The sequence below is a fragment of the Oricola sp. genome (assembly GCF_022763245.1).
Taxonomy (GTDB): domain Bacteria; phylum Pseudomonadota; class Alphaproteobacteria; order Rhizobiales; family Rhizobiaceae; genus Oricola.
This window is the reverse complement of record NZ_JALEGV010000012.1, coordinates 189,829-206,030: the sequence shown is the minus strand read 5'-3', so window position 1 is coordinate 206,030 and position 16,202 is coordinate 189,829. Positions and strand designations below refer to the sequence as shown.

The window sequence follows — 16,202 nt, the reverse complement described above, 5'->3', positions numbered from 1 at the left end:
GTTTTGAACCATGCTGGATCCGATTATCGCCTTCTTCTCGCGCGTCTTCGAAATGATCGGGCGCGGGATCGGGACCTTCATCGCCTGGCTGTTGTGGCCCTTCATGGCGTTCGGCCGCTGGTACAATCGCCGCGGCTGGATCATCAAGACGCCGATCATCGCCATCGTGCTCGCCATCGTGATCGGCTACGGCCACTTCTTCTGGGTCGCCGAACGCTGGGTGAACTGGGACCAGGACTATGTGGACCGGTACGATTTCGCCAGCTTGACGGTCACGCCCGGCGAGGCGCTGCCGGAGGGCTCCGTGACGCAATGCGCACCGTCGGCGATCGTACAGGTCACCAGCGACCTCATCGATTTCAGCGTCAACCAGAATTACTGGGTGCCGCAGCATCCGCTCTCCAAGGCGGGCCTTTTCGGCATGGCCTGGAAGAACACGCCGTTCCTCGACAACAAGGCCGCCTTCCTGCTCGGGATGAACCAGGTCCTGCGCCGCACGACGGTCGAGCTCGTCGACCGGCTGGGCCGCGTGCGCGGAACCTCGCAGATCAACCAGAACCTGCAGGAAGCGCGCCAGGACATGGCCTATACCGAGGATGCGTGGTGGCTGACCTTCTCGGCGCCCTTCGTGCAGCCGACCACGGCGGAACGGCAGCGCGACGCCAAGCGCGCGCTCGACCGTTTCAACCAGGAACTGACGGCCTGCGAAGGCCAGTTCGACGCGCGCACCGACAACCTCATGCAGTTTCTGGACCGGATCACGGGCGACATCGGCTCGACCTCCGACATCCTGCGCCAGCGCATGGAGGCGAGCGATCTGGGATGGTTCGACCCGCGCGCCGACGACCGGTTCTGGTTCACCTACGGGCAGCTCTATGCCTATTACGGCATCCTGGAAGCCACACAGGCCGATTTCCGAGACGTCTATGATGACCGGCGGCTGACAGCCGTCTGGGAGCGTACGGAAGATCAGTTGCGCGCTTCGCTCGACATGCATCCCTTCATCATCTCCAACGGCAACGAGTCGAGCTGGATCATGCCGTCGCATCTGGCGACCATGGGCTTCTACCTGTTGCGGGTGCGCTCCAACCTCGTCGAGATGCGGGACATTCTCGAGCGGTAATCCGGAGGCCGGTCAACGGGCATGCTGAGGCGTGTGCTCCCAGTCCTGTTTCTGATCGCAGTCCATGCGCCGACAGCGGAGCTTGCGGTCGCGCAGGAGCGACCGGAGGCCGCCGAGCAGGCGGATGCGCAGGCTTCCGACGGTCTGCTGACGCCTGAAGAGTTCCAGGATCTGATGATCGATCTGAAGGCCTGGATGGCGGGTTCCGCCGAACATGGCGCGATCGAGAAATACGCCCGGCAGACCTGGAAGCTCGCGGTGGCGAGCTTCGGGCAGGACGCCCGCGAAGTCATCGAAGTCGAATACCTGATCACCGACGCCGTGATACGGCAGGGCCACTATGACGAGGCGCTGGAGCTGGCTCGAACGGTGGCGTCGCGCGCAAACCGGCTCCTGGAGACCGATGACGAGCTGCTCTGGCAGTCCCTCAACCAGCTGATCCAGGCCCATACGCAGAGCGGCGACGCCGCCGAGGCGCAATCGCTGGCGACGAATGTTCTGGCCGAAGCCGAACAGCGTCTCGGCGAGAGCCATTATCTGACCATCGGGACCCGGCTTCAGCTGGCGCGCGCGGCGCGCTCGCTCGGACAGTCCGACGTCGCCGAGGCCCATTTTGCGCGCATCGCGGAACAGACCGCCGGGCAGGCGGATCCGCGGATGACCCAGCTTCGCGCCACCGCCCTCGGCGAACTGGGCTACATGCAGGCGGCGCACGGCAAGCTGCAGGAGGCGTTGGTCTCGCTCGACGCGTCCATCGCGGACTATCTGACCATCTACAGCGTCTTGAAGCATCCGGATCTGCAGCCGGATATTCTCGAAGCCTCGGCGGTGAAGGCCAAGGTGCTCTGGGCGCTGGACCGCTACGACGAGACGGACGCCTTCGTCCAGCCGATCCTGGCGCGCGTCGAAGAGGTCTATGGCCGTTCCAGTTCGCGTTGGGCGGTGTTCGCCAGCATCCGGTCGCTGGCACTCTATGACGAGGACAAGCCCGAGGACGTCCGGCAGGCGATCGACCTCATGCGGGAGGTCGAGGCCATCTGGGCGGCCGAACGCAGCCCGTCCGACGCTGATCTCGTCGAGGCGCGCGACATGCTGGGCTTCATGCTGGCCCGCAACGACCGGCCCGGCGAAGGGCTGGACATGTTCAGCCGCACACTGGAAGGCGGTGCGCTGCCGCGCGGCGACTACTATCTCTACGCGCTTGCGCTCGCAGCCAAGGAAGGCGTGTGGGACGCGACGCGCGCCGGCAACAGCGTGCTCGACTATCTGCAGACGATCCAGGGCTTCGGGGCGGCGCGCGCCCAGGCGCAACTGAACGAGAGGCTTTTGGCCGGTACCGGCGAGGCCGCGTCGATCCTGCGCGACCTGTCCGACAACCAAGCCGCCGTTCACGACTATCAGCAGCGCCTATCCGCCGTGATGGGACTGCCGCTCGAAGCGAGAGACGAGGCCGAGGAGCGGACGCTGCGCACGGAGCTGGGCGCGCTCCAGGACGCGGTCAGCGCGATCAGGCAGCGGATCGACACGGAGTTCCCGTCCCTCGCCGCGGTCAGCGGGCAGGGGTCTTTGTCCAAGGAGGAGATCCAGAGCCATCTCGGCGATGACGAGGCGCTGGTGATCCTGGAAACCGGCGCGCTTGATGGGCAGCCGATGGCGATGGTGATCACCCGCGACGACGCCATGTGGTACTCGATCTCGGCCACCGCGTCGCAGATGCAGCAGGCGGTGGAAGCGATCCGCACGTCGGTCGAGCTCACGCTCGGCGTGCGGTCGGCCGCGCCCAAACACAAGCGACAAGCCGCAGGCGCGTTTCCGGTCGAATTCGCCCATGGCCTCTACGAGGTGTTGATCGCGCCAGGGGCGGAATTGCTGGAAGGCAAGAAGCACCTCTATTTCGACCTGCGCGGCGCGATGACGGCGCTCCCGCCGCAACTGCTCGTCGTGGCGCCCCCCGCCGGGGACGACGTTCCGACCGACTGGCTCATCCGCCACTATTCGGTGACGGTCCTGCCGTCGATCTCGTCGTTAAGGACGGCAGCGCTCGCCGGTGCGGCGTCGCCATCTCACTCCATCCTGGCTTTCGCCGATCCCGTCTTCGACGTCGCGCAGGCCGCGCCGGCGACGCTCAGGAGCGCGCTTGCTCCGCTGCCCGAGACCGCAGACGAGGCGGGTTCGGTCGTCGCCGCTTTCGGCGCACCGCAATCCGCGGCGAGGCTTGGTGTCGACGCCAGCGAGGCGGCGCTGAAGGCAGCCAGTCTGGACGACTATCGGGTTCTCTATTTCGCCACGCATGGCCTCGTCGCGGGCGACATCGCCGGCACCGACGGCGCGCCGCTCTCCGAACCGGCCTTGGCGTTGACCGCCGGCGGCGGCGAGGACGGGTTTCTGACGGCATCGGAGATTTCGCAGATGCGGCTTTCGGCCGACTGGGTGGTTCTGTCGGCATGCAACACGGCGGTTGGCGAGACACCAGGCGCGGAGCCGTTGTCGGGCCTCGCGCGGGCCTTCATGTATGCAGGCGCGCGCGCCCTCATGGTCAGCCATTGGCCGGTGGAGAGCCATTCGGCCGTATACCTGATGACGGAACTGTTCAGCCTGCGCGCGCAGCACCCGCAGATGCGCGGTGCCGAGGCGCAGCGCCAGGCGATCCTCTCCATCCTCGACGGAGGCGGGCGACCGGAATGGTCGCATCCGGCCTATTGGGCGCCTTTCATCCTTGTCGGCGTGCCGGACCGCGGCTGAAACGCTCTCCCGAACCGCACGCATTCGACCGCAAGTCGGGCAGCCGATCTGCGCAATCGCGGCATGGCGTATCGCAAGCAGACAGGTCCGGACAGGCGCGATTGTCGCAAACTGCGCATCGAAAGGCTGATTTCGGGTTGCCAAACCCGATAGGCCTGCGTGTATACATTGCGCATCGGCAGATGGCTCTGCCGGGAGGACCAAGCGGAGAGCATCATGGCCGAATTCAAGACTGACATCGAGATCGCACGCGCTGCGAACAAGAAGCCGATCCAGGAGATCGGCGCCAAGCTGGATATTCCCTCGGAACACCTGCTTCCCTATGGACACGACAAGGCGAAGGTCTCGGCGGAATTCATCAAATCGCTGCAGGGCCGTCCGGACGGCAAGCTCATTCTGGTGACCGCGATCAACCCGACGCCGGCAGGCGAGGGCAAGACGACGACGACCGTGGGCCTCGGCGACGGGCTCAACCGGATCGGCAAGAAGACCGCGATATGTATACGTGAAGCGTCGCTCGGGCCGAATTTCGGCATGAAGGGCGGGGCGGCCGGCGGCGGCTATGCGCAGGTGGTGCCGATGGAGGAGATGAACCTTCACTTCACCGGCGACTTCCACGCGATCACGTCGGCGCACAATCTTCTGTCGGCGATGATCGACAATCACATCTACTGGGGCAACGAGCTCGGCATCGACGAGCGGCGCGTGAGCTGGCGTCGCGTGATGGACATGAACGATCGGGCGCTGCGCGACATCGTGGTGTCGCTCGGCGGCGTCGCCAACGGTTTTCCGCGTCAGACGGGTTTCGACATCACGGTGGCTTCGGAAGTCATGGCGATCCTGTGCCTGGCCAAGGACCTCGCCGACCTGCAGAAGCGCCTCGGCGACATCGTCATCGCCTATCGCCGCGACAAGACGCCGGTCTATTGCCGGGACGTCAATGCCGACGGCGCGATGACCGTGCTGCTCAAGGACGCGATGCAGCCGAACCTCGTGCAGACGCTGGAAAACAACCCGGCCTTCGTGCATGGCGGACCGTTCGCCAACATCGCGCATGGCTGCAACTCGGTGATCGCGACGACCACGGCTCTGAAGCTGGCCGACTACGTGGTGACCGAAGCCGGTTTCGGCGCCGATCTCGGGGCCGAGAAGTTCTTCGACATCAAGTGCCGCAAGGCGGGCCTGAAGCCGGCCGCCGCGGTGATCGTCGCGACGGTTCGCGCGATGAAGATGAATGGCGGCGTCAAGAAGGAAGATCTCGGTGCCGAGAACGTCGAGGCCGTGCAGAAGGGCTGCCCGAATCTCGGCCGCCACATCGGCAATGTGAAGAGCTTCGGCGTGCCGGTCGTGGTCGCGATCAACCACTTCGTCTCCGACACCGACGCCGAGATCCAGGCCGTCAAGGATTACGTCGCCGCACAGGGCGCCGAGGCGATCCTCTGCAAGCACTGGGCCGACGGTTCGGCGGGTATCGAGGATCTCGCCAACAAGGTGGTCGCGCTGGCTGAAAGCGGCGCCGCCCACTTCGCGCCGCTCTATCCGGACGAGATGGGTCTGTTCCAGAAGATCGAGACGGTCGCCAAGCGCATCTATCACGCCGACGAGGTGATCGCCGACAAGGCGGTGCGCGCTCAGCTCAAGACCTGGGAAGAGGCCGGGTACGGCCATCTGCCGGTCTGCATGGCCAAGACGCAGTATTCCTTCTCGACCGATCCGAACCTGCGCGGCGCGCCGACGGGCCATTCGGTGCCGGTGCGCGAAGTGCGGCTTTCGGCCGGTGCCGGTTTCATCGTCGCGATCTGCGGTGAGATCATGACCATGCCGGGCCTTCCCCGCAAACCCTCCGCCGAGGTGATCCGCCTCAACGACGAGGGCAATGTCGAAGGCCTGTTCTAGGCAGGATGGGAGGAGGGCGCCTCGCCGGCGCTCTCCTCTTCCTTCTCGCGCAGCGGCTGCGGGCCGTGCCAAGACGTCAGCGCCGAAAGGCGGGGCGTTTTTTTGAATTGGTGGCGGTCCATGCGCCGCAGAATGCCGGCCAGGAAGCGGATGGTCTCGACCACATAGGGACCCTTGTTCAGCATCACGCATTCGGCGCGCTGACCCATCGCCGCATCGGTGACCTCGGCGCGTGAGGGCGCGCCGCTCTTGATCAGGGTTTCGAGAACCTGCGTCGCCCAGACGACGGGAATGTGGGCCGCCTCGCAGAGCCAGAGAATTTCCTCCTGCACTTCCGACAGGCGTTCCGTGCCGACTTCCATGGCGAGATCGCCGCGCGCGATCATCACTGCGACGGGATGGCGGGCGCCTGCCTGGACGATGAGGCGGGGCAGGTTGCGCACCGCCAGGCCGGTCTCGATCTTCAGAAGCAAAGGCTGGGGCGGGCGGTCGCCGCGATGCCTGCCGAGTTCGGCGGAGATCAGGCGCACGTCGCCGGTCCGCTGGACGAAGGAGCAGCCGACGACGTCGGCATGCTCGGCGACGAAGGCGAGATCGGCCGCGTCCTTCGGCGTCAGAAGCGGCATGTCGAGATCGACGCTCGGGAAGTTGACGCCCTTTTCCAGCCGCAGCTTCTCGCCCTTGTCGCGGGCGACCGTGACTTCCAGAAGCGCGCCGCCTTCGCTCGTTTCAATGACGCGGGCGCCGATCTTGCCGTCATCGATCCAGACCAGCATGCCGGGCTGGACGCGTTTGACCACCTCGGGAAAGCTGATCGTGACATAGGGCAGGTCGTTGCGCGCGGTCGGCGGCTCGGCGAAGAGGTGGAAGCGGTCGCCGCGGAAGACGCGCTTGCGGCCGGCGAGATCCGCGGTTTCGATGCGGCATTTCGGGCCGGCGATGTCCATGACGATCGGGCAGGTGCGGCCGGCTTTTTCCGCGGCGGCGCGAATATGGGCGATCATCCTGGTCCAGGCCTGCGGACCGTCATGGGCGCAATTGATGCGGAAGCAGCTCGCGCCGGCCTCGACGAGGCTTTCGACCAGCGACGCATCGTCGGCGCCTTCTTCGGGAACAGTGACCATGATGCGGGTTTTGCGGCCGCCCGGAAAATCGCCGAAGAACAGGTCCTGGTCACGGGTGATGTTTTCAAGGCCGGCCGCCAGTTCCTCGGGCGACGGCCAGTTGGCGGCGTGGCCGGTCAGGCCGTCGAGGGTTGCGGCGACGGCCGCCATGGTCTGGCGCGGATGGGATTCCGAGCGGCCGAGCGACGAGAGGCCAAGCGCCGAAAGGCCGGCCTGCAATTCGGTGAGGTCGCGCTGGCGGGACGCGAGGTAGTAGGCCAGGTTTTCGGCGCCGGCGCGAAACGCCTCGCGTTCGATTTCCGGGTCCCAGGTCGCGCACATCTGCGCGGCGTCCTCGCCGATCTCGGCCATCAGCCGCCGGAGAAGCGTGCGCGAGGCCTGAACTCGGGCGGCTTGCGTTGCCGGGTCGGCGGCATCCGCCGAGGGGTTGCCGGGGCCGACGTCACTCATCTGTCTGGCATCTCATCCTGGCCAGCCGGCAACGCGACGGTTCCGGCGGGCGTATCGGGTTTGCGTGAGACCGCAGTCTTTGTCGACCTGCATGACAGCCTGATGACGCCGGGCGAAGCGGTCAGCTTGCGCCGGGGCCGGCATCGTCCTCGTCTTCGACCTCGCGGACGACTTCCACGGTCACATGGGTGACGAGTGCCGCGATCACGCCGAGGACCGCGAGCCATGGCGCGGCAAGCGCGAGCACGCCGCCCGCGACGACGCCGATCGTCAGCGGGGTTTCGAGGACGATGTCGCCGTCGGACGCCTTGAGGCGGAGCTGGCGGACATTGCCTTCCTTGACGATTTCCTTGACGCGCTCGACGAGCTGATCGCCCGCGATCTCGATTTCCTCGGTAAAGGTCTTCTTCTTGCCCTGCTGGTCTTCGGTATCCATGGGACGGCCTCCGCGCTGTGGTTCCTTTCGGGATGTCAGGCGGCGTAGCAGCTTGGCGCGGGGCCTGCGTTGACGCCCGTCAAACAGCGGCGCGCCGAGCGTTCGAGGCGCTATTGGCACAGCCGGTACCCCCTGGTCCTGCTGGCGAGATCGAGATGGATGTGGTCGTCATGGAAGGCGTCGGAGCCGGGGCCGAGGACGGTTGTGAAGTGCAGGCAGGCGCCTGCCTGGACCGCCTTCTGGAAACTTTCCTCGCGCGATCCGGTCCGCTTGCGGGGCTTGATCTCGAGGGGGTCGTGACCGTCGAACTCGAAGCGGCGGATGTCGATGGCGTTTCCGAGGGCATGCTCCGACATCTTGGCGCCGGGCTGGCTGTTGCGGGTGCGGCAGACATAAGTGGAGGCATGGCGAATGCCGGTCAGGCGGACCTCGTCGCCGAAGACGTGCGCGGCCGGCCTGACCACGGTCGAGATCCACCGGGCGGTCGCGAGCGCGGTGGCGCAGCGCATCTCGGTCGCGGGCGCCAGGGAGACGCCGGTCACGATCTGGCTGACCTGATAGGAGGCGGCGAGCCCGCATGCGCCGGGACCGTCGATCGCATCCTCGCGCTCGAAGACCGCGCCGAGCGCGCGCAGTTCGGTCTCGCAGCGGGCGAGCGCGGCTTCGTCGGGCGCGGGCGGGGGCGGATCCGGCGGCGGCTCCTCCTCCTTCGCCTCTTCGGCGGGCGTCGCATCCGGCGTGCCGGGTTTCTCCGGCTGGTCGGTATCGGCGTGGCGGCGGGGGTTTTCGACGGGGACGGGGATCGGGTCCTGCTCGGCATCGACAGGCTCGGCCACGGCGATGGCGGTCGCGCACAGGGCCGACAGGAGGGCGATGAGGGGTCTGGCGGTCACGGATCTCATGTCCTGGACGGAACGTGCGGGGCGGGCAGTCGTTCCATCGTCACGGTGAAAGCGCCGATCGCAAGTCCGATTTTTTGGATTGCGCGGAAAAACCGCCCGGACTATGGTCCGGCCATGGCATACCGTAGCGCAACGACGAAACTTTGGTGGTGGCTCCGCTCCTAGGCGGTGACTGACCACGGCTGCGTGCCAGAATTCACAAACCGCCAAGTGCAGACGAGCGCTGGCGGTTTTTTGCTGTCCGGCGCGTAAAAAGGGACAGGAACGATGACGGAATTCGAAGGATCTGCGGGCGAGCCCGATCTTACCTATGTCACGCGCGGTGGCGTCACCGTGCGACGATACCGGCGCGACGCCGACTATCGCACCGCGATATCCGACTACACCGACATGCTCGATACCCAGCCGGGCGTCATCCTTTCCTCCAACTACGAATATCCGGGCCGCTACACGCGGTGGGACACGGCGATCGTCAATCCGCCGGTGCTGATTTCCGCGCATCAGCGATCGATGACCATCGAGGCGCTGTCGGAGCGCGGCAAGCCGCTCGTCAAGATGATCGAGAAGGCGCTGACCGGGGCCGAGCACATTGCCGGTCTGGACGCGGGCGACGGCACGCTGGCCGTCGAGATCGCCGAGGCGGCGGGCGTGATCATGGAAGAGGACCGGACCCGGGCGGCGAGCGTTTTCTCGGCGCTGCGGGCGATCGTGGATCACTTCCATTCCGGCGAGGACAACGACCTCGCGCTTTACGGGGCCTTCGGCTACGACATCGCCTTCCAGTTCGACCCGATCCAGCAGGTGATGCAGCGCGACACCGGCCAGCGCGACCTGGCGCTGTTCTTTCCCGACGAGATCCTGGTGGTCGATAACCACGCGGCCAAGGCCTGGATCGACCGCTACGAATTCAGCGACGGTGAGCTGACCACCGACGGGCTCGACGGCACGGTGGCGCCGCATCCCTTCGTCAAGAGCGACACGATCCCGCCGCGCGGCGATCACGAGCCGGGCGAATATGCGCGCCTGGTCGGGAAGGCGAAGGAGAAATTCGCGCGCGGCGACCTGTTCGAGGTCGTGCCGGGCCAGATCTTCCACGAGCGCTGCGAGACCGCGCCTTCGGCGATCGCGCGACGGCTGAAACAGACCAACCCCGCGCCCTATTCCTTCTTCATGAACCTGACCCGCAACGAGTTCCTGGTGGGTGCGTCGCCGGAGATGTTCGTGCGCGTGACCGGGCGGCGCATCGAGACCTGCCCGATCTCCGGCACGATCAAGCGCGGCGAGGACGCGATCTCGGATTCCGAGCAGATCCTGAAGCTGCTCAACTCCAAGAAGGACGAATCCGAACTGACCATGTGTTCTGACGTCGACCGCAACGACAAGAGCCGCGTTTGCGAGCCGGGTTCGGTGCGGGTGATCGGACGCCGGCAGATCGAGATGTATTCGCGGCTGATCCACACGGTCGACCATGTGGAGGGCCGGCTGCGCGAGGGCATGGACGCCTTCGACGGGTTCTTGAGCCACGCCTGGGCGGTGACCGTGACCGGGGCGCCGAAACTCTGGGCGATGCGCTTCATCGAGGCCAACGAGAAGAGCCCGCGCGCCTGGTATGGCGGGGCGATCGGCATGGTCAAGTTCGACGGCGACATGAACACCGGGCTGACGCTGCGCACGATCCATGTGCGCGACGGGATCGCGTCGGTGCGGGCCGGGGCGACGCTGCTGTTCGATTCCGTGCCGGAGGACGAGGAGGCCGAGACCGAATTGAAGGCCTCGGCGATGCTGGCCGCGATCCGCGAGGCCAAGAAAGCCAATGACGGCTCCAAGGCGCGCGAAACGGCCAAGGTCGGCATCGGCGTGAAGATCCTGCTGGTCGATCACGAGGACAGTTTCGTCCACACGCTCGCCAACTATTTCCGCCAGACCGGGGCGGAGGTGCGCACCGTGCGCTCGCCCGTGCCGGACAGTGTCTTCGAGACCTACCAGCCGGACCTCGTGGTGCTGTCGCCCGGGCCGGGCATGCCGTCGGATTTCGACTGCAAGGCGACGATCCGCAAGGCGCGCGAGCGCGACCTGCCGATCTTCGGGGTCTGCCTCGGGTTGCAGGCGCTGACCGAGGCCTATGGCGGCAATCTCAGGCAACTCAGCCTGCCAATGCACGGCAAGCCGTCGCGCATTCGCATCAACCACCCCGGCAAGGTGTTTTCGGGCCTGCCGAAAAACGTGACGGTCGGACGCTATCACTCGATCTTCGCCGATCCGTCGCGCCTGCCGGACGGGTTCGTCGTCACGGCGGAAACCGAGGACGGCGTGGTGATGGGGATCGAGCACGAGAGCGAGCCGGTGGCCGCCGTGCAGTTCCACCCCGAATCGATCATGACGCTCGGCGGCAATGCCGGGATGCGGATGATCGAGAACGTGGTCGCGCATCTGGTCGACCTGAAGGACAAACGCAGCCGGACCGCGGCCGCCTGACGCAAGGAGGGCGAAGGCCCGATGACGGAATTCGATCCGGCCGTGAAGCGGCTGGCGACGTGGTCCATTGCCGTCGCGATCGGCGTGATGGGCCTGAAGCTCGTCGCCTGGTATGTCACCGGGTCGGTGGCGCTTCTGTCCGATGGGCTGGAATCGACCGTCAACGTGATCGCCGCCGTGATCGCGCTGGCCGCGATCACCTACGCCCAGCGGCCGGCGGATGCCGACCACCAGTTCGGCCACCACAAGGCGGAGTATTTCTCCGCCGTGCTGGAGGGCGTGCTGATCGTGGTCGCCGCACTTCTGATCGTGCAGCAGGCGGTCGGCGCGCTTGCCAACCCGGCGCTGCCCGCCGCGCCGGGGCTCGGCCTTGCGATCAACCTCTTCGCCTCGGCGATCAACGGCGTCTGGGCCTATCTCCTGATCCGGGTCGGGCGGCAAAAGCGGTCGCCGGCGCTCGTCGCCGACGGCCATCACATCTTCTCCGACGTGGTGACCTCGATCGGCGTCTTCATCGGCCTCGTCCTGGCGCTGGTCACCGGATATGCGATCCTCGATCCGCTGTTGGCGATCGCGGTCGCGATCAACATCCTCTGGCAGGGCTGGAAGGTGATCTCGACCTCCGTCAACGCGCTGATGGACCGGGCCGTCGAACCGGCCGACGAGGTGCGGATCAAGGAGATCATCGCCGCCAATGCCGAGGGCTCGATCGACGTGCACGATCTGCGGACCCGCGTCGCCGGCCCGGCGACCTTCATCGATTTCCACCTCGTCGTGCCGAAGACCATGAGCGTCGGCGCGGCGCATGAGATCTGCGACCGGCTGGAGGACGCGATCCGCGATTTCGTGCCCGGCGCCTCCATCGCCATCCATGTCGAGCCGCAGGGCGAGAAGGCCCACGGGATTCGCGTAAGAATCTAGATCTCTTTCCCGCCCTTAAGCTACGGGCTTCGCCCTTGCTGGCGGGCCCCTGACGCCCCGGCCTTAAGCTCCTCATTGCATTCGTCGCTGCCGGGGCAGGCAAGTCTCTTTCCCGTGAGTCTTTTTCCCGCCTTTAAGCTGCGGGCTTCGCCCTTGCTGGCGGGCCCCTGGTGTCCCGCCCTCAAGCTGCGGGCTTCGTCCTTGCTGGCGGGCCCCTGTGTCAGCCGGCCATGGCGGGGCGGCATCGCGCGGCGTCCAGCGCGATGTGGTGGCATTCCCTCAAGATGTCGTCGATCGGGTGGCGGCTCCGTTTTCGCAGCCCCGGCGGATGGCCGCGCCTGAGCGGCGGGCCGAGCGCCGCGATCTGGCGACAGACAGTGCGGGCGTCGGTCCGCGGTGCTGACCCGTGAAGCGACGGCCGGCTGTCGGCGGCCTCGCGGGGCGCGGCGAGGCGCGCCAGCGTCCAGTCGCGCCGGGCCTTGCGGCGGGCGAAGCGCAGCGCAAGGCCGGGCAGGTCGTCGAGGGCGGACCGCAGCGCGACCAGCCGGCGGCAGAGGCGCGCCGCGTCGATCTCGCCCGTGTCGTCCGGTTCCGGCTCCTCCGGCGGCGGCACCACGCGCAGATAGACCGGCAGCGGTACGGCGGACAGGAACCGCACGCGGGGTGTCCCCGCGGCGGATCCCAGATTGTCGAAGAAGCGGCGCGGCGGATCGAAGAGCGGGAAGGCCGGCGAGCGCGTGAAACCGTTGTCGCTCTTGCGCGCTTTCGGCGCCCATGGCGTCTCGCCCGGACGCACGAGGCGGCCCTGCCAGAAGACGCCGGTGCGCGTGACCGGCCGGGGCGGGGCAGGCGGCGTGATCCATGCGGTGGTGGTCGCCGGAGCCTCGGGCGAGGTTGGCGTCCGGGCCGCAGGCTTCGCTGGGCTTGCTGCCGGGACGGGGCGGGCTTTTCTGCGGGAGACGGGGCGGCCGGCGCGATGGCGCAGCCGCACCGCGATGTCGTGGGCGGCGATGGCGACGAGGCGGCGGGTGGCGGATTCGGCGGGCAACAGCACGGCGAGGATCGTCCGCCAGACATGGCGCGGCAGCGTGTCGGCGCCGCCCTCGTCCAGCCCGGCGCGCACGAACAGCGCCGCGACGATGCGCGAGAGCGCCGCGCGGTTGCGCGCAATCGCCTGGTCCAGCCTGTCCTTCACGTAATCCGTCATGCGGGCCAGCATGGGCGCGGCGGCGTGGCGGTGGACAGTTTGCGGCGCGAAAACGCCGAAGTGACTGCGACCAAAGGGAAAGTCGCGCGCGGCTGTCCACCGGGAGGAGGTGGCCGCCGCGCGCGTCGCCGGGGGAGGTCAGCGAGAAAGGTCAGGCGGCGTCGGGAAAACCTGTGTGGTCGTCGTCGGCGATGTCGACGATGTCGTCGAGGCCGGTCGTGTACATGACCCGGCGCGCCGCTTCCGGCGTGTTGACCGCGACCACGCGGGTGCGGTTGCGGTCCGCCGACATGGCGGTCTCGACGAGGACGCGCAGCCCGGCCGCGCCGACGGCCGGAACGCCCTTCAGGTCGACGACCGTGGTGTCGTTGTCCGCCGCGGCCCGCGCCAGGCGCGGCCCGGCCACCTGCGCGCCGTCACGGTCGAGAAGGCCCTGCAGCAGGAGCTTGACGGTGCGGTCGCCGAGGATCTGTTCGGTGATGTTCATGGGTCTGTCCTTTTCCGATGGCGTTTGCCGATGAAGACGGTTTCCCATGCGGGCGTTTCAGCCCGATTTCGGCGGGCGGGGCGGAGTGTTTCAGATGTTTCGGGGGGAGCGGCACTGAGGGCGAGGATCAGTGCGGGCGGCCGGGGACTTGGCCGTGGCCGTCAGCTTGCCAGCCTTTTTTCAATCCAACTGCTGAAGTGCTCCAGATCGTGCGACCAGAAGACGTGCACGCGTTCGTCCGAGAGCCTGTGCACGTCCTTGGGAGCGATCACGCCCTGCAAGACCGCCACGGTCTCCACGAAACTGCCCCAATGCGCGTGCCACGCGGCAGCTTTCTTCAAGACGTCGTTTATCCGTTTGACCGAGTTGGTTTCGTCGTTCGTCACCTTGCACTCGATCGCCGCGACGACGGTGCCTCCCAACCCGCAAGCGATGTCCACTTCCTGCGAGGTGGTCGTCGCGGTCGCAAACCTGGTCTTGTGCATGAACGTTTTCTTGTCGACCGCGGCGCGGGTGTCGATCATTCTGCTTGGCAGCTTCGTCCAACCAAGCGAAGTCAACAGTCCGATCACGGCAGATTCCTGCTGCTCGGAGATACGGCTCCTCTGGACCGTTTGAAAGCGTTGCAAGGCGATGAAGGCGGACGCCCTTTGAAGCGCGGTGCGCAATTCCGGTCTCGTCGGATTTCGGTCGTGGGCGATCCAGGGAGCTGCAGCGGGGTCGAACCACTCCTTGAGCACGGCCTCGACCTCGTCCGCGGTCTCGGATTTCAGGGGGCTCCCGGACTTTTCGCTCGCTTTCGGCCAAGACCCGCAAAGGATGCGGAACTGGTCCTGGCTGCATGGGGGTGCGAGGAGGTTGCGGAACGCCGCCATGTGGAAGCCGCTTCGTTGAAGGGCGGCTGACGGGTTCCGCAGATAGTCCGAAGCTCTGAGCGCGTCCGCGATCGTCCCGCGCGCGTCTTTCAGCGCGGCGTGCCAGTCCGATCGTGACACCTCGGCGTCTCGACTGTTGAAATAGATTCCTCGAGCAATCGCGCAGTTTCGTTCGTTTTCCGCGATTTGTTCGGGGGTCGGCATGGCTCACACATTCGCGACGGGCGCGCGTCTCTTTCGTCGGCTCGGGGCAAGCCTGCGGGAATGGCCGTTCGCCCTTTCTTCTCTCGCGGTGTAGTTGATCGCGGCCTGCAGCTCAGGCGGCAAGGGAGAAAGACCTTCATGCGGTTCGGAGACCGGCCTTTCCAGACCAGCGACGGCGCCCAACAGCTGCGAGCCGATGGCGGCGGCCAGCCTGGGGGGCACTGAGTTTCCTATCAAGCGATACTGCGCGCTACGCCGGGCTGCCCAGACGAACGTTTCCGGAAATGTCTGCAAAGCGGCGCATTCGCGCGGAGACAGCCGCCTCAATCCGAGCATCGGATCCCTCAGCCAATCTTGCTGGGAACTCGCAGTGACCGTCCGCGACGGGAGCGCAGGATCGGCGACGAAGGCTCCCTGCTTGTAGCCCCAATGCCCGCCAGGCCGCGTCGATTCCACTTTTCCCATGCTCTTGACGCCGGAGCCCGGCGGGATTCCGGCCAATTCCAGGGCCATCTTCCCCGTCGGCCTGATGATCTCCTGATCCGAGACGGGCGCTATCTCCGACAGGCAGTCCCCAAGAGAAACCCATGGGGACAGTCCCTGCGCCTCATCGCCGTTCTTCGTATGGGTCGGTGACGGGAACGCAGGCGCGTCACCCGCCCTGTAGCCGACAATGAACAGTCTGACGCGTCGTTGAGGAACGCCGAAATCCGCGGCGTTAAGCAGTGCGACAGTGGTCTGAAAGCCCGCATGCAGCAGATTCTTCCGTATCGTCGCCAGCGCGGAGCCGGGCACGCCGTCCGCTCCACGGGCCGTGAGCAATCCGCGAACGTTTTCAAACACGAGCCAGCGGGCGTCGATTTCCTCTGCGATCCTGACAAAGTCCGACCAAAGGCGCCCTCTCGGATCGTCGAAGCCGAGCTGGTGACCGGCGCTGCTCCAGGACTGGCAAGGCGGCCCTCCTGCAATCAGCGGGATTTCGCCGCGCTTGGCGCCGGCGGACGCAAGAATGTCCGCGCCGTGCAACTTCGTGACGTCGGCCTTCTCGACATGGGCGTCGGCGAACGCCAAATGCGCGCCGCATCGCAACTTCGCAGCTCTGTTCGCTTCGATCGTCGCGACGGCGTCAGGGTCGATGTCCGAGGCGTAGCGGCATTGCCAGCCGGCCATCTCAAGACCCAAATCTAGGCCGCCGGCCCCGGAAAAAAGTGAAATGAAGTGCGCCATACCTACCTCATAACCGATTCTCGATTTCCGCCGAGTTCCGCGACGGGTTTTGCACGCCAAACTTGGCCAAGCATCGTGCCGCTATCAGAACATTAAGGGAACAAAGATTGCAAGTGTCAACTTGCCGGCGAAA

Annotated in this window: 12 protein-coding genes; 5 read left to right on the top strand and 7 right to left on the bottom strand. The window is 66.4% G+C overall.

Annotated features, from left to right (window positions below; genetic code table 11):
- Positions 1–10: 10 nt before the first annotated feature.
- The 3 genes from MRY80_RS05210 to MRY80_RS05200 all read left to right on the top strand — a co-directional run bounded on the left by MRY80_RS05210 (position 11) and on the right by MRY80_RS05200 (position 5,761).
- On the top strand, positions 11–1,123 hold the full coding sequence (locus MRY80_RS05210) for a DUF2333 family protein (protein WP_293288729.1): 1,113 nt from the start codon (positions 11–13) through the stop codon (positions 1,121–1,123).
- Between the two features lie 21 nt (positions 1,124–1,144).
- Positions 1,145–3,865, top strand: a complete 2,721-nt coding sequence (locus MRY80_RS05205) for a CHAT domain-containing tetratricopeptide repeat protein (RefSeq protein WP_293288727.1) — start codon at positions 1,145–1,147, stop codon at positions 3,863–3,865.
- A 216-nt stretch (positions 3,866–4,081) separates the two neighbouring features.
- A complete protein-coding gene (locus tag MRY80_RS05200) occupies positions 4,082–5,761 on the top strand; it encodes a formate--tetrahydrofolate ligase (RefSeq protein ID WP_293288725.1) in 1,680 nt (559 codons plus the stop codon).
- Here MRY80_RS05200 and MRY80_RS05195 read toward each other — a convergent pair.
- From MRY80_RS05195 to MRY80_RS05185, 3 genes are all read right to left on the bottom strand, one after another.
- Positions 5,758–7,335, bottom strand: a complete 1,578-nt coding sequence (locus MRY80_RS05195; protein WP_293288723.1) for a pyruvate kinase — start codon at positions 7,333–7,335, stop codon at positions 5,758–5,760. The two genes, MRY80_RS05200 and MRY80_RS05195, sit on opposite strands and share 4 nt — an antisense overlap.
- 121 nt (positions 7,336–7,456) lie before the next feature.
- A complete protein-coding gene (locus tag MRY80_RS05190) occupies positions 7,457–7,771 on the bottom strand; it encodes a DUF4342 domain-containing protein (protein ID WP_293288721.1) in 315 nt (104 codons plus the stop codon).
- Positions 7,772–7,881: 110 nt separating this feature from the next.
- Positions 7,882–8,664, bottom strand: coding sequence for an extensin family protein (locus tag MRY80_RS05185; RefSeq protein ID WP_293288719.1), 783 nt, complete (start codon positions 8,662–8,664; stop codon positions 7,882–7,884).
- A 276-nt stretch (positions 8,665–8,940) separates the two neighbouring features.
- On the opposite strand from MRY80_RS05185, the gene MRY80_RS05180 reads away from it, so the two are divergent.
- Together MRY80_RS05180 and MRY80_RS05175 are read left to right on the top strand one after the other, a co-directional pair.
- Complete coding sequence (locus tag MRY80_RS05180) at positions 8,941–11,148, top strand: anthranilate synthase (RefSeq protein ID WP_293288717.1); 2,208 nt, start codon at positions 8,941–8,943, stop codon at positions 11,146–11,148.
- A gap of 21 nt (positions 11,149–11,169) precedes the next feature.
- Positions 11,170–12,069: a cation diffusion facilitator family transporter gene (locus tag MRY80_RS05175; RefSeq protein WP_293288716.1), complete on the top strand. Its 900-nt coding sequence runs from the start codon at positions 11,170–11,172 to the stop codon at positions 12,067–12,069.
- Positions 12,070–12,289: 220 nt separating this feature from the next.
- On the opposite strand, the gene MRY80_RS05170 is transcribed toward MRY80_RS05175, so the two are convergent.
- The 4 genes from MRY80_RS05170 to MRY80_RS05155 all read right to left on the bottom strand — a co-directional run bounded on the left by MRY80_RS05170 (position 12,290) and on the right by MRY80_RS05155 (position 16,069).
- Positions 12,290–13,276 (bottom strand): hypothetical protein, encoded by a 987-nt coding sequence (locus tag MRY80_RS05170; RefSeq protein ID WP_293288715.1) that lies wholly within the window; start codon positions 13,274–13,276, stop codon positions 12,290–12,292.
- Positions 13,277–13,427: 151 nt separating this feature from the next.
- Positions 13,428–13,763 (bottom strand): STAS domain-containing protein, encoded by a 336-nt coding sequence (locus tag MRY80_RS05165; protein ID WP_293288713.1) that lies wholly within the window; start codon positions 13,761–13,763, stop codon positions 13,428–13,430.
- Between the two features lie 161 nt (positions 13,764–13,924).
- Positions 13,925–14,842, bottom strand: a complete 918-nt coding sequence (locus MRY80_RS05160) for a XamI family restriction endonuclease (protein WP_293288711.1) — start codon at positions 14,840–14,842, stop codon at positions 13,925–13,927.
- 3 nt (positions 14,843–14,845) lie between these two features.
- Positions 14,846–16,069, bottom strand: coding sequence for a DNA cytosine methyltransferase (locus MRY80_RS05155; protein WP_293288710.1), 1,224 nt, complete (start codon positions 16,067–16,069; stop codon positions 14,846–14,848).
- Positions 16,070–16,202: the final 133 nt, after the last annotated feature.

What these genes read in the sequence shown, in the direction of transcription:
- MRY80_RS05155 (WP_293288710.1), bottom strand. Translation starts at nt 16,069, where the DNA reads ATGGCGCACTTCATTTCACTTTTTTCCGGGGCCGGCGGCCTAGATTTG.
- MRY80_RS05195 (WP_293288723.1), bottom strand. Translation starts at nt 7,335, where the DNA reads ATGAGTGACGTCGGCCCCGGCAACCCCTCGGCGGATGCCGCCGACCCG.
- MRY80_RS05160 (WP_293288711.1), bottom strand. Translation starts at nt 14,842, where the DNA reads ATGCCGACCCCCGAACAAATCGCGGAAAACGAACGAAACTGCGCGATT.
- MRY80_RS05170 (WP_293288715.1), bottom strand. Translation starts at nt 13,276, where the DNA reads ATGACGGATTACGTGAAGGACAGGCTGGACCAGGCGATTGCGCGCAAC.
- MRY80_RS05165 (WP_293288713.1), bottom strand. Translation starts at nt 13,763, where the DNA reads ATGAACATCACCGAACAGATCCTCGGCGACCGCACCGTCAAGCTCCTG.
- MRY80_RS05180 (WP_293288717.1), top strand. Translation starts at nt 8,941, where the DNA reads ATGACGGAATTCGAAGGATCTGCGGGCGAGCCCGATCTTACCTATGTC.
- MRY80_RS05205 (WP_293288727.1), top strand. Translation starts at nt 1,145, where the DNA reads ATGCTGAGGCGTGTGCTCCCAGTCCTGTTTCTGATCGCAGTCCATGCG.
- MRY80_RS05190 (WP_293288721.1), bottom strand. Translation starts at nt 7,771, where the DNA reads ATGGATACCGAAGACCAGCAGGGCAAGAAGAAGACCTTTACCGAGGAA.
- MRY80_RS05175 (WP_293288716.1), top strand. Translation starts at nt 11,170, where the DNA reads ATGACGGAATTCGATCCGGCCGTGAAGCGGCTGGCGACGTGGTCCATT.
- MRY80_RS05210 (WP_293288729.1), top strand. Translation starts at nt 11, where the DNA reads ATGCTGGATCCGATTATCGCCTTCTTCTCGCGCGTCTTCGAAATGATC.
- MRY80_RS05200 (WP_293288725.1), top strand. Translation starts at nt 4,082, where the DNA reads ATGGCCGAATTCAAGACTGACATCGAGATCGCACGCGCTGCGAACAAG.